This is a genomic window from Acidithiobacillus sp. (genome assembly GCF_049965315.1).
GTDB lineage: Bacteria > Pseudomonadota > Gammaproteobacteria > Acidithiobacillales > Acidithiobacillaceae > Acidithiobacillus_B.
This window is the reverse complement of sequence record NZ_JBMFWL010000009.1, coordinates 26,993-47,856: the sequence shown is the minus strand read 5'-3', so window position 1 is coordinate 47,856 and position 20,864 is coordinate 26,993. Positions and strand designations below refer to the sequence as shown.

Below are 20,864 nucleotides of genomic sequence, written 5' to 3'. Positions count from 1 at the left end.
GTTGAAAAAGGAGCCCTCCCATGATGGATCATGACAGTGACACCTCCCTCGGCTATAGCGCCATCGGCATTGCCCTCATCGCCGGCGCCGCAGCCGGCGCCGTCGTCGCCCTGCTTTTCGCCCCCCAACCCGGCCAGCGCACCCGCGAGCAGATCCGCCGTCAGGCCAATCGCGCCTGGGATCGGGTGATCGCCTCCCAGGAAAACATCAACGAGCGCGTCGAAGAACTCCTCGATACCATCGCCATCTATAGCGAAGAACTGGTGAAAAAGGGCAAGGAACTCAGCGAAAAGGAACGCCAGCGCCTCAATGACGGCATCTCCCTGGCCCGCGCCGAACTCGAACGCCTGCGCCACCGCCTCGCCCGGATGGATTGACCCGACTCTCCTCTGCCTATATCCTGCGAGGCACGTCGGGGCGTAGCGCAGCTTGGTAGCGCGCCTGCTTTGGGAGCAGGATGTCGGAGGTTCGAATCCTCTCGCCCCGACCAACTATCAAAGGCTTAGCCGCGTTTTTGGGCTGACTGTGTTGCAGCGCCTTGAGGCGCGCCCTCCCGACCCCGAGCCAACCCCCACCAGGCACCTTTTCCTTCCCGGCCCCTTTCCCCTAAAATCATCCCAGCACGCGCCCGTAGCTCAACCGGATAGAGCAACGGCCTTCTAAGCCGTAGGTTACAGGTTCGATTCCTGTCGGGCGCACCATATGAAACAGATGGTTGACTGATTATGGTTAGGGTGACTTCCTGTCCATTTCGTTTTTAGCAGGCCTTTGACGGAAGCAATGCACCATGGCGTGGGCAACGCGGAATCCCCGGGAATGGTTTGTTGATCGTGAGCGAGAACAGGATCAAGCCCACGGCACGTCCAGCATGTTGCGAATCATCGCCTCTTGCCGCTCAATAGGGTACCGGACTCAGGGCTGGCTGGTCCTTGAAGCGACGATGCACCCACCAATACTGCTCTGGCGCTTTGCGGATGGCGGCTTCTAGCTGAGCGTTCATGCCGGCAGCGTCGGCCACGTCGTCCCCGCAGGGGAAAGATATCGGCATGGGTACGAATTCGATACGGAAACCTGCACCGTTCGCCAGGCGATAAGCGAACATGCCGAAAACGGGAACCGTGTCGCGCGCCGCCAGACGCGCCAGGATAGGCGTGGTGCAGGCAGGACGGCCGAAAAGGGGCGCAAAAACACCTTCCCTGGGGTCGACATTCTGATCCGTCAGGATACCGATCACCTCCCCCCGTTTGAGGGCTCGGAACAACGGGCGAATGCCCTGTTCCTTGTTCAACTGCCGGGCGCCGCTGCGCTCCCGGCCCCGGCGCATCACGGCATCCAGTCCGGGATTCCGCAGGGCCCGATACATGCCGGTAATGGGCCAGCGTTGCCCGGTATAGAGTACCGCCGCCTCCCAGGGGCCAAGGTGAGCCGTAAAGAGGATCACCCCTCGCCCCAGGGCCAGGGCAGAATCCACGGCCTCCGCGCCCGCCACCTCACGCACCATGGCCAAGGATTGGGGCAATGGCCGCGACCAAAGAGGTCCAAGCTCCAGGGCCGTGCGACCCAGCTCCTGAAAATTTCGCCGCCGCAGTCGTCGGCGTTGGCTCTCCGGACAGTCGGGAAAGGCAATGGCCAGGTTGATATCCACCACGCGCCGGGTTTTGCCGAGCAGGGTCATCACCAGAATCCCCAGCAATCCGCCCATCTGCGACCGCCAGCCGTTGGGCAGCGCCGCCGTCAGCCGCAACAGAAGGATAACCCCCAGGGTACCCAGCCGCTGTTTCCATGTGCCCGACCAGCCTTTTATGGCGCCCATCCATCCCCCAGGTGGCCAGGTAGCGGGGCATGCGATACCCGGCAGTTCACACGATGACCTCTGACCGATTATTGGGCGCCCGCTGGCTTGTCAGGCGTCCTGTGATGCTGTGCCCAGGTCTTGGCCGCCAATTGGGTGTAGGTGGCTTTTTGCGCCGGATTGAGCAACGCATAGCCCTGGAGATGATAGGGAACCATTTCCCCTGCCAAGCGCGTTTCTGCCTTTCCAACGCGGATGATGTCGTTTTGTATCGTCGCTAATGCGGGATGCGCGGCAGAGGCATCCTTTGCGTACTTGCCATAGGCGTGCTGCAAAGCGCGGTCATCCGCGATGGTGTGCATAGCCATCTCGTCCTTGAGCTGCTCTTCCCTCCGGATTTGCCCGGGTGTCAAATGAAGCGCAGCTTTGTTTTCCAGGATCCAGTAGGGTCCCGGATGATATCTTTTGAAGATGGACGAAAATCCCAGAGAATGGGTGCGAAAATACTGCTGGGCCTGTTTCTTTTGACTCGGGCTCATCCGGGCGAGCTGATCTAAAGACAGGGCATAGGCAGAAGAAGTGCCCAGCAACAGCATGGCCGTGATACTCGCCAACAATACTCTTATAGGCTTCATCAGGTACTCCTTTAACACCGCATCAGCTCAATCAACCTGAGCGTATTCTCCTCTATTTTTCTTCCAATTGCACGCTTTTCCGAATTTTAGACCGATCATATTTCCATCGGCCGGCGCTGGGTCGGACGCTGCGCAGGACATGGTAGGCCAGCGAACCACAAACCGCGGAAACCGGTTTTGGACATGCCGCCGTCGCTCTTCCTCTAGCCGAAGATGGATTCCATGCGCCGCCGGGCGGGAAATGCTGCTTCTTCGGGCTTCCTGCCGGCGTGGATAGCCGATGCTCGGTGCGCGAAGAGGCGCCCAATGGGGCCATGCCCAGATCCGCGGAATCCCTGTGCCCGCTCAGTCGGGGCGATGAAGGCCGCCTCAGGCGCCCCAAACCCGCAGCACCGGACAGCAGGTCGTGCTTGTAGTGCGCCAGCCTTTGGGCGGGCCCCAATGCCGCCTTCCTTTGGCCGGCGGCATCGCGGAACTCCATATCACGCTCGGCGGAACCTGTTAGGCGGGACCAGTTCATTCCCCAGAATGGTGCGTTTTCGCGCCGCTCCGGTTGGAACCAGCCCCGATTCTGGGGTAGGATTACTGCGAAAGGTTGGCCGAGGTACGGACGCGGGCATCGTCCATCTGGACGCATCGGAGAGGGAGCCCTGGCAGGGATGATCCGTGTCCTTGGGGCTCGGCCAGCGACGCTTCAGCAGATGAAAGCCTCTAATCAGCATTGGAGAAAACACGCCTTTGGCGAACACTTGCGCCAAATAGAGATCACGACTTCAAGAACGATAACTTGTAGGGACGATATGATCGCCAAAGTTTAGGTGAGCTGCTCAGGAGGTGCATTGCGATGCAAGGACACATGGTAACGACCAATCACATCAAGGGGAAGACGGCAACTGCTGCGCAGTTGACGTATGCATGCATATTTCTGGTCTCGGCCCTCGCCCCGGTCACCGTCTATGCAGCAAATACGGATCTTAAACAGGGAGCCGAGCAGGCCGGGCAGACGGTTGGTTCAACGGTTCACAAGATCGGCCAGACAGGAAAGGATGTGGGGCTTGGCATCGCCCATGAGGCGGTCGACATCGGCCACGCGGCGAAGGCGGGGGCGATTGAATTTTGGCGGGCTGTCAAGGGGGATACGGGCACTACTGGAAATACAAAAAGTCAGAACTAACGGGATTCCAGGCGAATTTCGGCCAGGGCGGCGCTTCGCCCATCTTTCCAGGGAAAGGGCATTGGTGTTGTTGATCTATCAAACAATCAGGAACCATACAGGGGCAAACAGCGGTTCCACGCGGAAAGCTGCAAGCGGAAATGCCAAGAGCGAACGTCAATCTTTACGCTTGGGAGGAACGGTATGTGAGAAGTTTGCGTAGCAAGGCCATCAAATTATTTTCCCGGATTTCACCATTTAGCAGGTTTACAGCTTTCCATGGCGCGGTATTTTCCTTGCTTGTTTTTATCGGTTACCAAGCACTCACCTACCTAGAACCCCCCGCGACCCGATCGGGCGGATTAACAGTTCTTGCCGCCTTCTCCCCTGCCATTATCATTTTGATATTTATGTCGTGGAAGACGCATTACCCAATTATCTGGTTTTCCGGTATTGTTTCTGCATGTATAGTGTTATGGCATTACCACAGCATCCTCACGCACTACCTTACCTGGGCGTACATGATCCAGAGGAGCGGTATTTTCATACTATTAACCGCTGTCTTCGGCGTCACGTTGCTGCCCGGACATGTTCCCATGATATCGCGCATTGCCGAACTGGTCCATGGACCCTTGAGCGAACAGCTAGCGCTCTATACTCGGCGCGTGACGATGGCCTGGACGATTTTTTTCGCTACCATGACCGGTCTACCCCTGGTTATTTTGCTATTCGTGCCACACTATTTATTGTTTCTATTGGTCAATATCATTAGCGCGATGCTGGTGGTATCAATGTTTTTTGCCGAGTACATGGTGCGCTGTCGCGCCATTCCGGCAGGCGAGCGCTCCGGGATGATGGAAGGGATTCATGCCTATTTCCGTTATTCTGCCAAGGTCGCGACCAGCGACCAGAGACCGCGCAACAGCCACTCTGCTCCACTGCGGTAATAGTCATTCAATGGGTAATCTCCGGCCATGAACCTCCTGCCCCTGATGACCCATGAATCAACGCGGGATATTGTCGCATTTCGTCATGGCGAGGCGATTACAGTACATCAATTCTTGGCGGATGTGGCGCAGCTTCGCGCCTTACTTTTCCCCGGGCGGCATGTTCTTAACATTTGCCGTGACCGTTACCGCTTCATGGTCGGCCTTGCGGCAACCATGACTGCAAATAAAATCAGCCTGTTACCATCCACGTATACCCGAGAAACCGTCAGCCGGCTGGTCCGCTTCGCTCCCGACTTGTTTTGCCTCAGCGATGACGATAACGATATAGATTTGCCACAACTTTATTTCCCCGACGGACTCCCCGCAGCGGCGGCAATCCATGATCTGCCCATCCCGCTCCTTCCGGAAACTCTTCCGGTAGGTTACGTATTCACTTCCGGATCCACCGGTAGTCCGGTTCCCCACCTGAAAACCTGGGGCGCTCTGGTCGGGAGCGTCCGTGCCGAAGCCCAGCGTCTCGGCCTACTGGATGGCCGTAAATATGCGGTGGTTGGTACGGTTCCGCCACAGCACATGTACGGCTTCGAGTCGACCATATTGATCGTCTTACAATGCGGAAGCGCCCTCAGTGCTCCCCAGCATTTCTATCCTGCGGATATTTGCGCTGAGCTTTCATCGCTGCCACGCCCACGATTGCTGGTGAGCACACCGATCCATCTCCGCGCCTTGCTGGGGATGGACTCTCCTTTGCCAGCCGTTGACTTGCTGGTATCAGCTACCGCCCCGCTGGCCCAGGAACTCGCGAGGGAGGCAGAAACCCGCTTCAATGCTCCCTTGCAGGAAATCTACGGATCGACGGAAACCGGCCAAGTGGCCACCCGGCGCAGGGCGGAAAGCGACGAATGGGTTTTGTTGCCGGATTTGCGCCTGACCGCAAAGGCCGGGCGGGTATGGGCAAGCGGTGGGCATCTGCTGCAAGCAACGGAACTCGGCGACCGCCTGGAAATAATCAGCGCCGAGCGCTTCCTTCTTCATGGTCGAACAGCCGACCTTGTCAATATTGCTGGTAAACGCAGCTCTCTGGCATATCTGAACCATCAGCTTAATGCTATCCCGGGAGTGCAGGACGGCGTGTTTTTTATGCCTGACGAGGATCCGGATGGCAGCGTAAAGCGCTTGATCGCATTCGCTGTGGCACCGGGATTAGACGCTCAGTCGGTCTACGCCCATCTGCGTGAGCGCATTGATCCGGCCTTTCTCCCGCGACCATTACAGATGGTAGACGCTCTACCGCGTAACAATACCGGGAAATTACCCCGCGAGGCGCTTCAATTGCTGGTAGCAGCACATGCTCATAAAGAGGAGAACAACCCTGGCGCACCATGAGGTTTTCTTCAGCATCCCGGCCCAGCATCCGGTCTTCGCTGGCCACTTCCCCGGACATCCCATTGTGCCCGGTGTAATGCTTATTGACGAGGTCATTTATACGGTGGAATTGGCGACTGGGAAAGCAATGACGGCATGTCATATCACCATGGCCAAATTTTACAGCCCCGCCTCCCCTGGCGAAGTATTGACGCTACGCTTTGATACGAGGGCGGATGCCTCCATCGCCTTTACGATCCACGCGGACAACCGCAAGGTCGCCGCTGGCGATCTGTCTCCCCGCACAAGGACCTCTTCCGGCTGATGAATCCCTCAGACCAGGCATCCACACCCCCGAATCGACCGTCCTGGGCGCAGCAGCCGGAGCGCGGAAGCATGACCATGCTACGGCTGATAACCTGGATTTCCACGGCCCTAGGCCGCCGCCAGGCCCGTGTCATATTGCACCTGATCGCCGGCTATTTTCTCGTGTTTGCGCCAACCGCCAGACGATCATCTCGCTCCTACCTTACGCGAGTGCTCGGCCAACCCGCAGGTATCCGGCACATCTATCAACATTTTCTCACCTTCGCCGCAACGATCCATGATCGCATTTATTTGCTTAACAACCGTTTTGATCTCTTTGACATCCACGTACACCAGCCAGAGGTTATCGACACCGCCCTTGCCGCTGGACAAGGCGTATTGCTCCTCGGAGCACATCTGGGTAGTTTTGAGGTGCTAAGGGCCGTTGGCCGGCAGCACCCGGACCTCTGCGTGGTCATGGTGATGTATGAGCAAAACGCCAAACGCATAAATGCCATGCTCTCGGCCATCAATCCTATAGCCGAACAAAATATCATACCCCTCGGCCGTATGGATTCGATGATCCGCGTTCAGGAACAACTGGGAAAGGGCGCATTGGTCGGTCTGCTGGGTGACCGTTCCTTTGGCCTGGAAAAAATGAAATCCATTGCCTTTCTTGGCGATCCCGCCCTCTGGCCCAGCGGGTCCTTCCGGATGGCGGCGATCCTGCGTCGGCCGATTTTCTTTATGGTCGGCTTGCATATCGGACCGGGGACATATGAAATTTTTTTTGAGCAATTAGCTGATTTCACCAATGTCGAAAGAGACGACCGGGAAGCGGTTTTGCGCCGGGCGATGGAACAATACGTCACTTTGCTGGATAAATATTGTCATATAGCGCCATACAACTGGTTTAACTTTTTTGATTTCTGGCAATAAGGTTAGGGAGTAGTCCGATGGCCAAACCCGCAGCGCTGCGGCAACTGCTGAATATACGCGTGACAATGATCCTCCGGTATCTAGCGAAGACCTTCCTCGCGAACCGGATGACGTTGCGAGATTCGCCTTCGTTCCCTGCCTGGAACTTCGGAGCGGACGGCAGGAATATCTGCGAATCTCTCGCCGGTTGGAGACTTTTCCCCCCAAGGTTTGCGACGCTGCTGGCACTCATGGCCCTAAGTGCCATGCTGATGCCGCCGGCCCAGGCCACAGAATGGAACATTGATCAGTTGATGCGCTCCTTGGCACAGACTAAATCCGGCCACGCTGGCTTCGTCGAGAAGAAATTCATAACCATGTTGGAAAAACCGTTAGAATCATCCGGTAGGCTGCGTTTCATCGCTCCGGATACCTTGGAAATGCATACCCTCAAGCCAAAAACAGAGGTCATGCTCGTACAAGGTGACACGCTCACCATCGATCACCAGGAGATCCATCTGCAGGATCACCCAGAACTACTGGCATTTATCGATAGCATACGTGGCACATTGACCGGTAACCGGCAGATGCTGGAGCAGTTTTTTAGTCTTTCCCTGAACGGCAGCGCGGACGCTTGGACCCTGACGATGCTTCCCAAACAGAAAAGGGTAGCTGACGTAATTCAACAGATCCTGGTCAACGGTAGCGACGATACAGTAACCAGCATTGAAATTGTGAAAACGAATCACGATCGTTCCCTGATAACCATCGTCAAATTGGCCGCTCCATGAGGGACAACCGTCTTTTCATCATTGCAGCATGGCTGGTTATTTTGCTTGCCGGCGGCTTAGTGATCAGTGCTGCCGAATTTACGGCAAATCTCTCGGAATTCCTGCCCCGGTCACCCACCGCGCAGCAAGCAGTCCTGAACGAACAATTACGTCAAGGCTTGCTGTCGCGCCAAATCATGATCCGCATTGACGGGGGCGACGCTGCCCTACGCGCCAAGCTCTCCAATGATCTGGTCCGTGAACTTCAGGGTGACGCTGCCTTTACCTCCATCAACAACGGCAGCAGCAATGGCGATACCCGGATGTTTCATTATATTTTTTCCCATCGTTATTTGTTGAGCCCTACCGTCAATCCAAGGCTTTTTACGGTTGACGGATTGCACAATGCCATTGCCAACGCCATTGATATTTTAGCCACTCCAGGCGGCGAGATGGCCCAGTCGCTGTTCCCTAGTGATCCTACCGGGGCCACGGTGCAGATGATCAAATCCATGGAGAGCGGTGCCAGACCGATGACCCGCGACGGCGTGTGGTCCTCCCGTTCCGGCAAGAGCGCCCTGATATTGGCGCAAACCCGGGCTTCCGGTTCCGCTACGGATGCCCAGCAGGCAGCAATCAAGGGCATACAAACGGCATTTGCCGCCGTGAAAGCGGAAGCGGGGTCCGCAGCCGCGAACACCGCCTTGGTGATGACTGGCGTCGGGGTAATTTCGGTAGCCTCCCGCGATACTATCGTCCACGCAGCGGAGTTGATGTCAAGCATCAGCCTAACACTTATCATCATCTTGCTATTGCTGGTATATCGCTCCGCTACCGTGCTCATCTTGGGTCTGGTGCCGGTATTATCCGGGGTAGTTGTCGGAATTGCTGCAGTAGCGCTGGGCTTTGCCGTGGTCTACGATATCACTCTGGGGTTTGGTACGGCACTAATTGGCGAAGCCGTGGATTATTCCATTTACTTTTTTGTGCAGTCCGGACGATCGGCTACTGGCAGTGAAGGATGGGTACAGAAGTATTGGCCGACCGTCAGGTTAGGGGTGCTCACCTCGATCATCGGATTCGCCAGCCTGCTATTTTCGAATTTGCCGGGGTTGGCACAACTCGGCGTTTATGCAATCGCCGGGCTTCTTACGGCGGCAGCCGTCACCCGCTTGGTATTACCAACCCTGCTGCCGGATGATTTCCAATCACGGGATCTGAGCAGCATCGGCGAAAAGCTGCTTCGCTTGACACGTATTCTTTCAACCATGCGTCCGGCCGTGCTGTTGCTGCTGATCGCGGCGAGCGCCGTCCTCATCATCCATCACGACAGGATTTGGAATTATGATCTATCCGCGCTTAGCCCGATTCCAGCGGCGGAGCAACGGCTCTATACGCAGATGCGCGCTGACTTGGGCGTATCGGAAGGGGGCTATTTGCTTGTCGTTTCGGCGCCCACCGTCAACGCCACCCTGGCTGCGGCCGAAAAGGCCGGCAACGCCCTCCAGGAGCTGGTAGGAAATCACGTCATTGCCGGCTATGAAAGTCCCGCCCGGTACTTGCCGAGCGTCACTTTGCAACAGGAGCGGCAAGCGGCAATTCCACCGCAAGATGAACTGGAAAGGCGTTTGCGTGAAGCCTTGCCTGGCCTACCGGTAAAGGCTTCGCTGTTCACGCCATTCGTCAAGGAAGCGGAGGCGCAACGCACGCTGAAACCCCTCACCCTTGCCGATCTGCGCGGCAGCGGCCTCGGGATGCTGGTAAGCAGCATGCTCGTCCGCCACGGCAACGGGTGGGACGCCATTCTACCGCTCAAAGCACCGGCTTCAGGCATAGTGGACGCGCAGCGCGTGCGTGCCAGCCTTGCCCGGCATCATGTCGCGGGTGCCATGTTCATCGACTTGTCCGCCACGTCGAGTCAATTGTATAAAAGTTACCTGATAAACGGGATTAGGCTAGCATTATCCGGTGTCGCTTTTATTGCCTTGCTATTATTGCTCGTATTGCGCTCTCCGATGCGCGTTTTGAGAATACTGCTACCTTTGATTGCGGCTGTCCTGACGGTGGCTGCCGGGTTCGTATTGCTCGGTTATGAGCTGAATATCATGAATCTGATCGGGCTCATGCTGATCGTCGCCGTCGGATCAAACTACGCACTCTTTTTTGATCAAGGTGACCGGCAGGCCCACGGGGAGATCGCACCGCGTACGCTGGCCTCCCTGCTCGTCGCCAACATCGCCACCGTCATGGGATTTGGGCCACTCGCTTTTTCCGGGGTTCCGGTACTACAGGCCATCGGTGCCACCGTCGCGCCGGGCGTCGTTCTGGCGTTGCTATTCTCTGCCAGTTTTTCTCAACGCACGGCAGCTTGATCTCAGGTTCCACCAAACGCGGCGGGCGGGTCCTCGCCTACCCCCGGCCAAGGCGTGCGCGGGAAGGATTTTCTACTTGGTCTTGTGCGTTTGTACATAAGCGCAGAGATTGCGCAAACAACTAAATATTTCTACCTTGTTGTCATTGTCGCTCGATATCATAAATCCGTATTGCTTTGCGATGACCATCGATATCTCCAGGATATCAATGGAGTCCAGCCCCAATGTTCCGCCATATAATGGCGCTTCAGGATCAACGTCTTGCGGATTCACGGGGAGATTCAGCGCCTCTATTATTAGAGCACTTAACTCCAGTTCCTGGGGCGTAAGGCCGTACATATTTGATGATCTCCATTGCTTTATGTTTAACCGCACATTAGGTGGCGATACGCCCTGAGGGGCACGATCCAGCTCCGCTAGGAGGGGAACATGGATGTCCCCCCCGTTCCATTTGGGTAATTCTACCCCAGATTGGTATCCGGTTCACAAGCTGTGGACCCTGGCCCCTGGGCGGAGCGTGACAGAACCCGCGAAACAAAGCGCCAAGCCCTATCGGCCGCCGGGGCGGCCACCCATACACCCCCGCTGCCTTGCTTCCATAGCTGGCCACCGACTTCCTCCCGCACCGCGCCGTCCCGGCAAGGAAACGTAAGCACGCCCCACTTGTCCTAAAGGCGGCCACCGGCCCCGGTTTGACATTCATCGGTCGCCCAATCACAATGTCCATATCGTCTATTATTATGATTTATAAGGCACATGCTACCTGTATCGGTATCACGATTCACTGCGACGAGTTGCATCGGCCGCGGTCTGGACCCAACCCTTGCCGCGCTGCTGCAGCGCCGGAGCGGGCTGCAGCGCTGCGCCTTCCAGGACATCGATATTGATACCTGGGTCGGCGAGGTGGACGCCGTTGACGATGAGGAAATGGAGCCGGAACTACGAGATTTCAACTGTCGCAACAATCGTCTGGCGCAACTGGCCCTGCGCCAGGACGGATTTGCCGACGCAGTGGATGCTGCCGCCAGGAGATGGGGCCGGGGGCGGATTGGCGTTTTTCTGGGGACCAGCACTGCAGGCATTTTGCAGACCGAGTGGGCATTTCGGCACCGTGACCCAATTAGCGGCCACCTGCCCGCGGATTTTGTCTATGCCGCCACCCACAGTCCATACTCTCTAACCGACTTCATCCGGCGCAAATTGCGCCTCGAAGGTCCGGCCATGTCGGTGTCTTCCGCCTGTTCCTCCAGCGCCAAGGTCTTCGCCTCGGCAAAGCGCATGCTGGACGCAGGGCTGATTGATGCCGCCGTGGTCGGCGGGGTAGATTCATTATGCGCCACTACCCTCTACGGTTTTCATTCGCTGGGGTTGCTGGCCGACGGCCCCTGCCGGCCTTTCAGCGACGATCGTAAAGGCATCTCCCTGGGGGAGGCCGCCGCCTATCTGCTGCTGGAGCGCATGCCCGGCAGCCTCGACGGCGATGCGGTGCTTTTGTTGGGTGTTGGTGAATCCAGCGATGCCCATCATATGTCATCACCCCACCCCGAGGGACTGGGAGCGCGCATGGCCATGGAGCAAGCGCTGTCATCGGCCGGGCTAAGCCACGCAGCCATCGATTATATCAATCTGCATGGCACCGCCACTCTCAATAATGATTCGGCCGAGGCCAAAGCGGTAGCAGGCGTCTTCGGCGCCGCAACGCCATGCAGCTCCACCAAGGGGGCCACCGGTCACACCTTGGGTGCTGCCGGGGCGCTGGAGGCCGTCATCTGTGCGCTGGCCATCCAACATGACCTGATGCCGGCAGGCCCGGAAGCCGGGCAGAGAGATACAACGATGGACATTCAATATCTTGCGTCAAATCGGCGGCAAAGGGTTTCCCATGTATTAAGCAATTCCTTCGGTTTCGGTGGTAGTAACTGCAGTCTGGTCTTTGGCCGTTCCACTTAGCGAAACGATGTCATGACCTTGCTAAGTGCATACCTTGAGGGGTTAGGGCTGCTCGGCCCCGGCTTCACCAACTGGCCGCAAGGTTTAGCCATACTTGCCGGACAAACGCCCTACCAAAAGCAGAAAACCGTATTATCACCGCCTGCCTCGTTGCCACCGGCAGAGCGGCGCCGTGCCAGCCCGGGAGTCATGGCTGCGCTGCAGGTGGGCCATGAGGCCTGTGCCATGGCCGGTGTGCGGCCCGCAGATCCGGCATCGGTATTTGCCTCCTCGGGGGGAGATGGTCGTATCTGCCACGCCATCTGTTCGGCGCTGGCGTCGGGAGATACCATGATTTCTCCCACCCAGTTTCATAATTCCGTACACAATGCCATTTCCGGTTATTGGGGCATTGCGGCGGCTGCCATGACGCCGTCCTCCGTGGTCAGCGCCTATGATGGGAGCTTCTCCGCCGGGTTATTGGAAGCGATGACGCTGCTGGTGAGCGAGCAACGCCCCGTTTTATTGATAGCCTGCGATAGCGATTACCCTCACCCTCTGTACGACGCCCGTCCGGTTCCGGATACCTTTGCCGTGGCGCTGTTGCTGACTGCCACCCCACATCCCGGGAAAACGATCGCGCAACTCGATTTTTGCGGAGATTCGTTATTTACGGACTCCCCAGTGCAAACCATGGATGATGATACGCTCGAAGCCCTGCGCCGATCCATTCCTGCCGCACGCTGCCTCCCTCTGCTTCAGGCCATAGCGAGAGGCGAAGCCGGGCGCATCGTCCTGGATTATGTGAATTTGCCGCATTTGGCGGTGGATCTAGCACCATGCCGCTAGACCGTCAGTGGATTGCCGGACAAATACCGCACCAGGGCGACATGCATTTGCTCGATGCCGTAGAGCGATGGGATGAAAGCACCATTACCTGCACGGCCACCAGCCACCGATGGGAAACATTGCCCCTTCGCGCCCACGGACGGCTCGGCGCCGCCTGTGGTATTGAATATGCCGCACAGGCGATGGCCGTCCATGGCGCATTATTATGCCCCACAACCGGAGAAGGGGGTGCAGCGAAGCTAGGCTATCTCATCAGCGTGCGCGATGTCGTCCTGCGCGTATCGCGCCTTGACGATATCGACGGTGACCTCACGATTACAGCGGAAAAGCTGGCCGGCCAGGGCAGTCTACTATACCGCTTCGCTGTTCTGAGCCAGGGCTGCGTGCTGCTGGATGGCCGTGCGGCCCTTCTTTTGGACGCCAATCCGGCTGCAGCGATGCATTCCCCTCTTCCTCCTGCGGAGGTCCGGGAGGAGCCGCATGTCTAAGCGCGCCCTTATCACCGGAGGTAGCGGCGGCATTGGTGCTGCCATCTGCAAAAAACTCGCGGCGGATGGCCTCCAGGTCATTATCCATACCCATCGCAACCAGATGAAAGCCCGGGCTCTGGCAGATTCCATCTGCGCCGCGGGTGGCGATGCGGCCGTTTCGGCTTTCGATGTCACCGATGCACAGGCTACCGCTCTGGCCTTGCAGGATTTGCTCGAAGCCGGGCCCATCCAGATCCTGGTCAATAATGCCGGCATTCATGACGATGCGGTCTTCCCGGCCCTCAGCGCGCGGCAATGGCAGGACGTGATAGACGTATCACTGAATGGATTCTTCCATGTAACGCAGGCCGTACTCATGCCCATGATCCGCACTCGCTGGGGACGCATCATCAATATCACCTCGGTGGCCGCGTTAACGGGTAATCGCGGTCAGGTCAATTATTCGGCGGCCAAAGGTGCGCTGCATGCGGCCACCAAGTCCCTGGCGCTGGAGGTCGCCAGCCGCGGGATTACCGTCAACGCCGTGGCGCCTGGCATCATCGCGACGGAAATGAGCGCGGATGCCTTCGCTACCGACGCCATCGCGCAAATCGTGCCGATGAAGCGTGCCGGACGGCCCGAGGAAGTGGCCGATCTGGTTGGATTTCTTGTTTCGGAACAAGCCGCCTACATCAGTGGCCAAATCATTTCCATCAATGGCGCCATGACATGAACCTGGGAACCTTCCATGAGTATTCTTAGTCATGTTTTCGATCTGCCGGCACAGAAGTCCGAGCTGCTGATCTTTTTCACATTGCTGCAACTCAGCGTCATTATACTGGCTGCGCGGATGGGTGGCGAGATCGCCTCCAGGATCGGTCAGGCAGCGGTGGTTGGCGAAATCATCGCCGGAATCGTGCTGGGTCCGTCACTGCTCGGCCTACTGCTGCCAGACACCTTCCATTACATTTTTCATTCAATTCCTGCCGGGCCTCTAGATGCCCTTTCCCAACTGGGGCTTATTCTATTGATGTTTCAGATTGGCCTGGAATTCGATTTTTCCCATCTGAAGGAAAAGGTGAACCGGAATGTGGTGTTATGGGTGGCAGCAGCAAGCATGCTGGTACCATTCGTCCTCGGTCTAGGGTTCGCCCTGGTCAGCGCGCCCAAGCTCTCCCCACAAGCCAATCAGTGGACATCGGCGCTATTTATCGCTACCGCGTTTTCCATCACAGCCGTACCTATCCTTGGCCGCATCATGATGGAATTCGGCATGACCAGATCCCGGCTCGGAGTCATCGCCATCAGTGCTGCGGCGATAAATGACGTCGTCGGCTGGTTGCTGCTCGCGCTGGTGACGACTCTGGCGCTGTCCCATTTTGAGGCGATCGCCTTCGCCATCAAGGTCTTTTTAGTATTCGCTTTCATCATCATCTGGATATTCGGCATCCGGCCGCTGATGAAATGGGTGATCCGGCGCTTCAGCGCGGGAGGCAGGCTGACTCCGCATTTATTGGGAATCATATTAATCAGCATATTCGTTTCCGGACTGGTCACCTCTTCATTGGGCATTTTTACGATCTTTGGCGGGTTTATCATGGGCGTCATCCTGCATGACGCAGATGAATTCGTCAAGGCATGGAATGAGCGGGTTTCCCCCTTTGTGCTAGTCTTCTTTCTGCCGATTTTCTTCACTTATACGGGCCTGCGTACCAATATTGGCGGATTGGATAGCGCGTCACTCTGGGGTTGGTGCGGACTGACCTTGCTCCTTGCGACCGTGGGCAAGTTCGGCGGTGCGTATGGGGCGGCACGGATTGCCGGCTTGAACCACCATCAGGCGAAAGTGATGGGCATCATGATGAATACCCGTGCATTAATGGAGTTGATCGTCATCAATGTGGGTTATGATTTGGGTGCCATATCCCAGCAGGTTTTCACCATGCTGGTGATCATGGCCATCTTCAGCACCATCATCACGACACCTTTTCTCCGTGTCTGGTTACCCCGCGCCGGGGTGCAGCTTCCCGCCACTGCTCCCATGGCCAGTGGTCGGAGAACTGTTTGACCTGGAGTTACCGCCCTGACCAGTAACGCCACAACAATACGGGGAAACGAACCAGAAAACCGAAGAACAGCCGCGTATGCATCCAGGTAAGCAGCAGGTTGTCCCGCAGATAGCGAAAATGAGAGATCCCGCCCTCATCGGCGCGGAAGTAGCGGACCGTCGCTGGCATATTGATGATTCTGACACCGCGCCAGGACATGCGCACCGCCGCCTCAGGATCGAAATCGAAGCGCCGCATCCAGCGTTGTGAGTGCATCAACTGCCGCAATGGCGCGATGGGATAGACGCGAAAACCAAACAGGGAATCGCCAATGCCTCCCCCCAGCGTCTCCAGGTTGGCCCACCAGTTGGATACCCTGCGGCCTTTTACCCGCAAGGCTGGGGCACTGGCATCGAAGACCGGGACCCCGAGGATCATGGCCTCCGGATTTTGCAGGGATGCCGCCATAAACGCGGGAATGGCCTCCATGGGATGCTGGCCGTCGGAGTCCATCGTCAGCACATGGGTGTACCCTTGCGAGGCGGCCTGATCCAGCCCGAAAAGCACGGCCGCTCCTTTACCCTGATTATTGGTGCGTTGAAGAACGCGTAACCCGCTATCTTTGGCAGCCAGCGCCTCCAGCCCCGCAGCCGTTCCGTCGGTGCTGCCATCCACCACGATCCATACGGGATCCCACTGCCGCCGTGCCAATGCTACGGTTTCATATACTTTTGGACCGGGATTGTAGCTAGGAATCAGCAACAGATGGGTAGTCGACGCCTCACTCATGGCGAATGAACATCCTTTGGAGGGAATAGCGGCAACTTGGCTTCCGCCAGTGCCGATTGGAAGTATCTTTCCAACTCCGAGGTGAAGCCGCGCACGTCGGTCGGCGGGTCGAAGCGCCGACCGAGATGGACTCGATAGTGAATGGGCATGGATGGTTTGCGGAAAAAAGGCCAGCCCTTGGTCAGGAATGCCGAGTCGGTTTCGATAAAAACGGTTTGGATGGGCACCCTGGCCTCCTTGGCAATCAGGGCGATGCTGCCGCGTACGGTCCCGATGGGGCGGCGGTTGCTACGGGTGCCTTCCGGGAAGAGCAGCAAATGGCTGCCCCCGCGCAGGTCCTCTACGGCAAGGTGAATCATGCCGCGTAACGAATCATTGCGGATATAACCAGCCAAGCGGGCGCCCGCGCCAAAAAATACGTTATCCACCAGCTCTGCCTTCATGATGCACGCCAGATTGGGCAGGCGGGAAATCACCATCAGCGCATCCAGCAGCGAAGGGTGATTGGGTGCGATGATCATCGGCGGTTCGCCCTGGAGCGTATCCAGCGCCTTTAGCTCAAAACGACAGGCGCCCATGATGGACAATGCCTGCAGGTACATTCTGAACCCCATGGTAATGACCATTCGTCCCGTCTGTTTTTTCCATTTCCTGGGCAGTACCAGGCTCAATGGCAGGGCCAGCACGGACCACAGGAGGCTGATGCCAGCCAGCAGTCCCAGTCCGCTATAGAAGACGAGATATTCGCGCAGCGTGCGCAGTATGCCTGGAATGCCCAATCCTGGGGCTTGGCTCATGCCATACCGCCATGGAGTATGCCCGCGGTTGCCTCAATTTCTACCAGCAGATCTGCTCGGCAAATATCAGCCTGAAGATAAAATACCGGAGCACTGGGCGCAACGAGAAGATCCAGCTCGGCCCGGACGATCGGCAGATCCGTGATATGCCGCAAATAAACTTTGTAGGAAAGGTCGTTGAGATCATATAGGGACCTCGCCGCGATGCGATTCGTCTCCGCGATGACGGCGGCAATATTCGCCATGCTTTCGCGCGTTTGCGCCGCTACATTCCCTCCATGCCGGCTTTGATGCCCGATGATACTGGCCGTTCCGGAAATGAAGAGAATCTTTTGCTGCCCAAGATCAATCCATCCGGCACGAGAGAAGGTCGGGCTGCTTGGCCCGTATTCTCGTGGATAATGGTAGGCGCTGGTCTGCCTAGGATTTTCAACGGCCAGCGATTTATGTCGTGCAGCAAGAAAGTACACGACCAGCGGCCCGTCAACAGAGCCTAACGCACTGGCTGCGGGTATATTTTGCTTCGACGGCAGACGGCCGTGGGCAAGGAACGCATCTTGGCGGCCTATATTAAATTGGCGATAGCGTTCAAGACCATGGCTAACGCCATTGATATCAGGGACAAAATTCCAAATACGCAGCAGGTCGGGGTAGCCGTGGCGATCCAGCAGGCTGAATATTTGCTTATACGCCAGCTCGGCACAGCTCTGCAAAGGGGGAGAGCTCAAGCCACGGTGATCGCCGGCGGGAACATCGGCTACGGGCAGGGCGATGCTGCCAAACAAGAAGTCGCTACTGCAACGGTAGGTGATGTCATCAACCTTACCGGCGACCACCGGCTGCGTGGTCTGCCATATTTCACAAAGATCATCCCCCCTGCCGGATAATGATATCTGTAATACCCCTTCTAGCGTAGTGCCAGATCCTTCTCTACAAAAATCGTTCCGGAATGTGACAATCCCCAGCAAACCTTCCCCGCTGGATAGAGACTGCAATACCTCATCGGTAGGACGGACATAAGAAAAATAAAGTTGTCCAGGATCAGTGATCATGGCGTTCGCGCTTATCGTCATCAAAATGCTCGTATATTTTCTTTACGCTGCCTTTGGGCTGCCCAGGAACGATGGACATGACGCAAGGAAGACAAATAATAAATACCCTTAAAGACGGCAAGGGATGACCAAATCGGCGTCTTCCCGAAAATATCTCCGGCAAGGACCGAGAGTACCGCCTCTTTAGCCCGCAGCACATTACTCGGGCGCATAAACATGTCACGCATGGTCGGTTGGCTGATGCGATAAATATACCAGGAAAATACCTTGCCGCCATGGCGGACCCGGCGATCGAAATCCCTGAGCGCCGCTGCGGCCCGTTGCGGCTCGCGCAGGCAGGTGTCGATGGTCTCGGCGCCGATGAATGCGCTTTGCATGGCCAGCATGACCCCCGAAGAGAAAACCGGGTCGATGAACGCGAACGCGTCACCCAGCAGCAGATAGTTGGGCCCATGGGTTTGATCGCAGGCGTAGGAGTAGTTGCCGGTGGCATCGACATCGGTAATGCGCCGGGCATCAACCAGCCGTGCTGCCAGGGCAGGGCACATGGCGATGGTTTCATGAAAAAATTCGTTTACCGGTTTGCTTCTGGATTTGAGGTAGTACGGCCATACCACAGCTCCCACGCTGGTCGTCCCGTCCGCGAGGGGAATGAACCAGAACCAACCGTGATCAAACCAGAATAAGGAAATATTCCCTTCTTCCTTGCCGTCAAGGCGCTGGGCACCGCGAAAATGCGCATAGAGGGCGGAGCCGTTATGCCTGGGGTTGCGACGCTTGGATTTGAGCCGATTGCCGAGAAACGTATCGCGGCCCGATGCATCCACCAGGAAGCGGGCCTGCCAGGTTTCCCGGCGGCCATCCTCGTGCTGCGCATGGATCAGTGCCCCGGCGTTATCGGGCAAGAACTCCACGGCATTGGCGCGACAGCCTTCCACGACCTTGGCGCCCTTCCGCTCTGCATTGCGAATGAGGATCTCGTCGAACTCGGAGCGCCGCACCTGATAGGCCATGGGCATGGATTTGTCCCAGGCGTCGGCGAAAGAAAAAGTCTGCTTTTCCTCCGCATGGTAAGGCGAGTTGAACTCTGCCCCCCATTTTGCCATGCCGATGCGCTGGACTTCAGCCGCAACACCCAACTCTTGCAGCAAGGGTAAATTGGCGGGAAGCAGTGATTCCCCGATATGGAAACGGGGATGGCGCGCCTTTTCCAGAACGGTCACCTGATAACCGCGCTCTGCCAGCAGCGTGCTGATCGTGGAGCCTGCCGGTCCCCCGCCGATAATGAGGATGTCACATATTTGCGCTGCCGGAACGGAACTTGTTATTTCCTCTTTTTCCATTATGATCTGCTCCCGGTTAGATTATTTTTTACCTCAATGGATATTGCCTTCCACCACATCTCCCCCTCGGCCAACCGCCAGCGCAGGAAGTCATTCCTGCCCCACCAGCGGCACCAATGCCAACTGTTTCCCGCAACCAGGAACCACGAGTAACCATTTTTGGCAAAATCCCATAGCGCAACGGCTAATGAAATACCGAATCCTTCTCCAGTTTACTTCGGCCAAAGAGTGTCAGGCAGAGGAATCCCCGGGCCGCTGCCCATTCATAGCGGGTATGTTGCCGAGCTTCCTTTATAGGAATTGTGCATCGCCAAATGCCATTGGCAAAGATACGCTGCGCAACCCGTGGCTAGCACACTGTTCCAGTAGTCGGGGCAAGACCTCCAGCACCACCGGCTGCCCCGTGCGCGTCCGTGCCGACCCGCCGTCATGTAACAATAAAATGTCACCGGCGGACAGCTTGTGGGCAAGGCGACGGAACACCGCATCGGGATTGCGGCAAACGGCATCATAGCCGCGCCGGGTCCAGGCCACATGCTGCAAGCGGGTCTGGCGCAATACACCACCGAGCAATGGGCTACGAAATCCGAAAGGGGCGCGAAAAAACATGGGGCTACCACCGGCATCAGCAGAACGGATGACCTGTTGCGTAGCGATAACTTCGATTTTTAAATTTCTGGAACTACTAAAGGCGAATAGATTTCGGTGATTATAGCTATGATTTTCTACGCTATGGCCACGGCGTATGATTTCCGCAACCAAATCCGGCCGTGCCGCCGCTTTCTCGCCGATGCAAAAGAAGCTGGCTTTCGCACTGTGCAGGTCCAACTGGTCCAGCACTTGAGGGGTCACCTCCGCGTCCGGCCCGTCGTCGAAGGTCAGCGCTATTTCGCCGCGGCCCACGGCGCTTTTCGGCAGGCGTATCAGGTTGGTGCTGATCATTTTACAGCGTGGGCACATCACCAGCGAACCGAGCACGGTATTTCCCAGGATCCCCGCGCTTGCCAGAGTCCATAGCGCCGACGTCAGCAACATGATTACGGAACCTTCCGCTTCAATGCCATCCGGAACAGACCATATTCCATGAAAGCCACCTCCAGGATACCTCGCTTTGCCGCTGGTGCCGTGATCACCCCGCCATCAGGAGCGCTGCTTGCCGGTGAAAGTGTGGCATGCCAGGTGCTTCCGTAGCAAATCGGATCGGAACATGCTTGACCGCACGGGGACCCGTCGCGGCGGCGGGTAACCGCCTTCCCGACGGCGTCCCGGGCTTTTGATGCTCGGGAAAAACCGATTACATATCAGCGTGCTGTTATTGGAGCCATA

Annotated in this window: 21 protein-coding genes and 2 tRNA genes; 15 read left to right on the top strand and 8 right to left on the bottom strand. The window is 57.2% G+C overall.

Annotation, left to right across the window (positions count from 1 at the left end):
* The first annotated feature begins 20 nt into the window (after positions 1 to 20).
* The 3 genes from ACP5MM_RS04155 (at position 21) to ACP5MM_RS04145 (ending at position 701) form a co-directional block, all read left to right on the top strand.
* Positions 21 to 377, top strand: coding sequence for a YtxH domain-containing protein (locus ACP5MM_RS04155; protein WP_427933450.1), 357 nt, complete (start codon positions 21 to 23; stop codon positions 375 to 377).
* A 36-nt stretch (positions 378 to 413) separates the two neighbouring features.
* Positions 414 to 490 (top strand) — tRNA-Pro (locus tag ACP5MM_RS04150).
* Between the two features lie 134 nt (positions 491 to 624).
* Positions 625 to 701 (top strand) — tRNA-Arg (locus tag ACP5MM_RS04145).
* A gap of 194 nt (positions 702 to 895) precedes the next feature.
* On the opposite strand, the gene ACP5MM_RS04140 is transcribed toward ACP5MM_RS04145, so the two are convergent.
* Positions 896 to 1,813 (bottom strand): lysophospholipid acyltransferase family protein, encoded by a 918-nt coding sequence (locus ACP5MM_RS04140; RefSeq protein ID WP_427930818.1) that lies wholly within the window; start codon positions 1,811 to 1,813, stop codon positions 896 to 898.
* 68 nt (positions 1,814 to 1,881) lie between these two features.
* A complete protein-coding gene (locus ACP5MM_RS04135; protein ID WP_427930819.1) occupies positions 1,882 to 2,427 on the bottom strand; it encodes a hypothetical protein in 546 nt (181 codons plus the stop codon).
* Between the two features lie 856 nt (positions 2,428 to 3,283).
* Here ACP5MM_RS04135 and ACP5MM_RS04130 point away from each other — a divergent pair.
* The 7 genes from ACP5MM_RS04130 to ACP5MM_RS04100 all read left to right on the top strand — a co-directional run bounded on the left by ACP5MM_RS04130 (position 3,284) and on the right by ACP5MM_RS04100 (position 10,261).
* Complete coding sequence (locus tag ACP5MM_RS04130; RefSeq protein WP_427934150.1) at positions 3,284 to 3,601, top strand: hypothetical protein; 318 nt, start codon at positions 3,284 to 3,286, stop codon at positions 3,599 to 3,601.
* A 185-nt stretch (positions 3,602 to 3,786) separates the two neighbouring features.
* Complete coding sequence (locus tag ACP5MM_RS04125; RefSeq protein WP_427930821.1) at positions 3,787 to 4,527, top strand: hypothetical protein; 741 nt, start codon at positions 3,787 to 3,789, stop codon at positions 4,525 to 4,527.
* 27 nt (positions 4,528 to 4,554) lie between these two features.
* The gene (locus ACP5MM_RS04120; RefSeq protein WP_427930822.1) at positions 4,555 to 5,916 is read left to right on the top strand and encodes an AMP-binding protein; all 1,362 of its coding nucleotides are present in this window, start codon (positions 4,555 to 4,557) and stop codon (positions 5,914 to 5,916) included.
* Positions 5,879 to 6,220, top strand: coding sequence for a 3-hydroxyacyl-ACP dehydratase FabZ family protein (locus ACP5MM_RS04115; RefSeq protein WP_427930823.1), 342 nt, complete (start codon positions 5,879 to 5,881; stop codon positions 6,218 to 6,220). The genes ACP5MM_RS04120 and ACP5MM_RS04115 overlap by 38 nt, the downstream gene beginning before the upstream one ends.
* Before the next feature lie 71 nt (positions 6,221 to 6,291).
* Positions 6,292 to 7,140: an acyl-CoA synthetase gene (locus ACP5MM_RS04110; RefSeq protein ID WP_427934149.1), complete on the top strand. Its 849-nt coding sequence runs from the start codon at positions 6,292 to 6,294 to the stop codon at positions 7,138 to 7,140.
* 17 nt (positions 7,141 to 7,157) lie between these two features.
* Complete coding sequence (locus ACP5MM_RS04105; protein WP_427930825.1) at positions 7,158 to 7,910, top strand: LolA family protein; 753 nt, start codon at positions 7,158 to 7,160, stop codon at positions 7,908 to 7,910.
* A complete protein-coding gene (locus tag ACP5MM_RS04100; RefSeq protein ID WP_427934148.1) occupies positions 7,907 to 10,261 on the top strand; it encodes an MMPL family transporter in 2,355 nt (784 codons plus the stop codon). The genes ACP5MM_RS04105 and ACP5MM_RS04100 overlap by 4 nt, the downstream gene beginning before the upstream one ends.
* Positions 10,262 to 10,333: 72 nt before the next feature.
* On the opposite strand, the gene ACP5MM_RS04095 is transcribed toward ACP5MM_RS04100, so the two are convergent.
* Positions 10,334 to 10,600, bottom strand: coding sequence for a phosphopantetheine-binding protein (locus ACP5MM_RS04095; protein WP_427930827.1), 267 nt, complete (start codon positions 10,598 to 10,600; stop codon positions 10,334 to 10,336).
* A 417-nt stretch (positions 10,601 to 11,017) separates the two neighbouring features.
* On the opposite strand from ACP5MM_RS04095, the gene ACP5MM_RS04090 reads away from it, so the two are divergent.
* From ACP5MM_RS04090 to ACP5MM_RS04070, 5 genes are read left to right on the top strand one after another with little or no spacing between them, the layout of a single operon-like run.
* The gene (locus ACP5MM_RS04090) at positions 11,018 to 12,211 is read left to right on the top strand and encodes a beta-ketoacyl-[acyl-carrier-protein] synthase family protein (RefSeq protein ID WP_427930828.1); all 1,194 of its coding nucleotides are present in this window, start codon (positions 11,018 to 11,020) and stop codon (positions 12,209 to 12,211) included.
* A 12-nt stretch (positions 12,212 to 12,223) separates the two neighbouring features.
* Positions 12,224 to 13,039: a beta-ketoacyl synthase chain length factor gene (locus ACP5MM_RS04085; RefSeq protein WP_427930829.1), complete on the top strand. Its 816-nt coding sequence runs from the start codon at positions 12,224 to 12,226 to the stop codon at positions 13,037 to 13,039.
* A complete protein-coding gene (locus ACP5MM_RS04080) occupies positions 13,030 to 13,527 on the top strand; it encodes a 3-hydroxylacyl-ACP dehydratase (RefSeq protein ID WP_427930830.1) in 498 nt (165 codons plus the stop codon). Before ACP5MM_RS04085 ends, ACP5MM_RS04080 begins: the two co-directional genes overlap by 10 nt.
* Complete coding sequence (gene fabG / locus ACP5MM_RS04075) at positions 13,520 to 14,242, top strand: 3-oxoacyl-ACP reductase FabG (RefSeq protein ID WP_427930831.1); 723 nt, start codon at positions 13,520 to 13,522, stop codon at positions 14,240 to 14,242. Before ACP5MM_RS04080 ends, fabG begins: the two co-directional genes overlap by 8 nt.
* Before the next feature lie 15 nt (positions 14,243 to 14,257).
* Complete coding sequence (locus ACP5MM_RS04070) at positions 14,258 to 15,577, top strand: cation:proton antiporter (protein WP_427930832.1); 1,320 nt, start codon at positions 14,258 to 14,260, stop codon at positions 15,575 to 15,577.
* Positions 15,578 to 15,584: 7 nt separating this feature from the next.
* Here ACP5MM_RS04070 and ACP5MM_RS04065 read toward each other — a convergent pair whose 3' ends face one another.
* The 5 genes from ACP5MM_RS04065 to ACP5MM_RS04045 form a co-directional block, all read right to left on the bottom strand.
* Positions 15,585 to 16,346 carry a glycosyltransferase family 2 protein gene (locus ACP5MM_RS04065; RefSeq protein ID WP_427930833.1) on the bottom strand — a complete coding sequence of 254 codons (762 nt, stop codon included), beginning with the start codon at positions 16,344 to 16,346 and terminating at the stop codon, positions 15,585 to 15,587.
* Entirely contained in the window at positions 16,343 to 17,143 is an 801-nt protein-coding gene (locus ACP5MM_RS04060) for a lysophospholipid acyltransferase family protein (RefSeq protein WP_427930834.1), read from the bottom strand. Before ACP5MM_RS04060 ends, ACP5MM_RS04065 begins: the two co-directional genes overlap by 4 nt.
* Entirely contained in the window at positions 17,140 to 18,216 is a 1,077-nt protein-coding gene (locus tag ACP5MM_RS04055) for a hypothetical protein (RefSeq protein WP_427930835.1), read from the bottom strand. The genes ACP5MM_RS04060 and ACP5MM_RS04055 overlap by 4 nt, the downstream gene beginning before the upstream one ends.
* Positions 18,216 to 19,538 carry an NAD(P)/FAD-dependent oxidoreductase gene (locus ACP5MM_RS04050; RefSeq protein ID WP_427930836.1) on the bottom strand — a complete coding sequence of 441 codons (1,323 nt, stop codon included), beginning with the start codon at positions 19,536 to 19,538 and terminating at the stop codon, positions 18,216 to 18,218. Before ACP5MM_RS04050 ends, ACP5MM_RS04055 begins: the two co-directional genes overlap by 1 nt.
* Before the next feature lie 291 nt (positions 19,539 to 19,829).
* Positions 19,830 to 20,573, bottom strand: a complete 744-nt coding sequence (locus ACP5MM_RS04045; protein ID WP_427930837.1) for a polysaccharide deacetylase family protein — start codon at positions 20,571 to 20,573, stop codon at positions 19,830 to 19,832.
* Between the last annotated feature and the right edge of the window lie 291 nt (positions 20,574 to 20,864).

Coding starts and splice junctions, on each gene's coding strand:
- ACP5MM_RS04155 (WP_427933450.1), top strand. CDS start 21: ATGATGGATCATGACAGTGACACCTCCCTCGGCTATAGCGCCATCGGC.
- ACP5MM_RS04140 (WP_427930818.1), bottom strand. CDS start 1,813: ATGGGCGCCATAAAAGGCTGGTCGGGCACATGGAAACAGCGGCTGGGT.
- ACP5MM_RS04135 (WP_427930819.1), bottom strand. CDS start 2,427: ATGAAGCCTATAAGAGTATTGTTGGCGAGTATCACGGCCATGCTGTTG.
- ACP5MM_RS04130 (WP_427934150.1), top strand. CDS start 3,284: ATGGTAACGACCAATCACATCAAGGGGAAGACGGCAACTGCTGCGCAG.
- ACP5MM_RS04120 (WP_427930822.1), top strand. CDS start 4,555: ATGAACCTCCTGCCCCTGATGACCCATGAATCAACGCGGGATATTGTC.
- ACP5MM_RS04115 (WP_427930823.1), top strand. CDS start 5,879: ATGCTCATAAAGAGGAGAACAACCCTGGCGCACCATGAGGTTTTCTTC.
- ACP5MM_RS04110 (WP_427934149.1), top strand. CDS start 6,292: ATGACCATGCTACGGCTGATAACCTGGATTTCCACGGCCCTAGGCCGC.
- ACP5MM_RS04105 (WP_427930825.1), top strand. CDS start 7,158: ATGGCCAAACCCGCAGCGCTGCGGCAACTGCTGAATATACGCGTGACA.
- ACP5MM_RS04100 (WP_427934148.1), top strand. CDS start 7,907: ATGAGGGACAACCGTCTTTTCATCATTGCAGCATGGCTGGTTATTTTG.
- ACP5MM_RS04095 (WP_427930827.1), bottom strand. CDS start 10,600: ATGTACGGCCTTACGCCCCAGGAACTGGAGTTAAGTGCTCTAATAATA.
- ACP5MM_RS04090 (WP_427930828.1), top strand. CDS start 11,018: ATGCTACCTGTATCGGTATCACGATTCACTGCGACGAGTTGCATCGGC.
- ACP5MM_RS04085 (WP_427930829.1), top strand. CDS start 12,224: ATGACCTTGCTAAGTGCATACCTTGAGGGGTTAGGGCTGCTCGGCCCC.
- ACP5MM_RS04080 (WP_427930830.1), top strand. CDS start 13,030: ATGCCGCTAGACCGTCAGTGGATTGCCGGACAAATACCGCACCAGGGC.
- fabG (WP_427930831.1), top strand. CDS start 13,520: ATGTCTAAGCGCGCCCTTATCACCGGAGGTAGCGGCGGCATTGGTGCT.
- ACP5MM_RS04070 (WP_427930832.1), top strand. CDS start 14,258: ATGAGTATTCTTAGTCATGTTTTCGATCTGCCGGCACAGAAGTCCGAG.
- ACP5MM_RS04065 (WP_427930833.1), bottom strand. CDS start 16,346: ATGAGTGAGGCGTCGACTACCCATCTGTTGCTGATTCCTAGCTACAAT.
- ACP5MM_RS04060 (WP_427930834.1), bottom strand. CDS start 17,143: ATGAGCCAAGCCCCAGGATTGGGCATTCCAGGCATACTGCGCACGCTG.
- ACP5MM_RS04055 (WP_427930835.1), bottom strand. CDS start 18,216: ATGACGATAAGCGCGAACGCCATGATCACTGATCCTGGACAACTTTAT.
- ACP5MM_RS04050 (WP_427930836.1), bottom strand. CDS start 19,538: ATGGAAAAAGAGGAAATAACAAGTTCCGTTCCGGCAGCGCAAATATGT.
- ACP5MM_RS04045 (WP_427930837.1), bottom strand. CDS start 20,573: ATGTTGCTGACGTCGGCGCTATGGACTCTGGCAAGCGCGGGGATCCTG.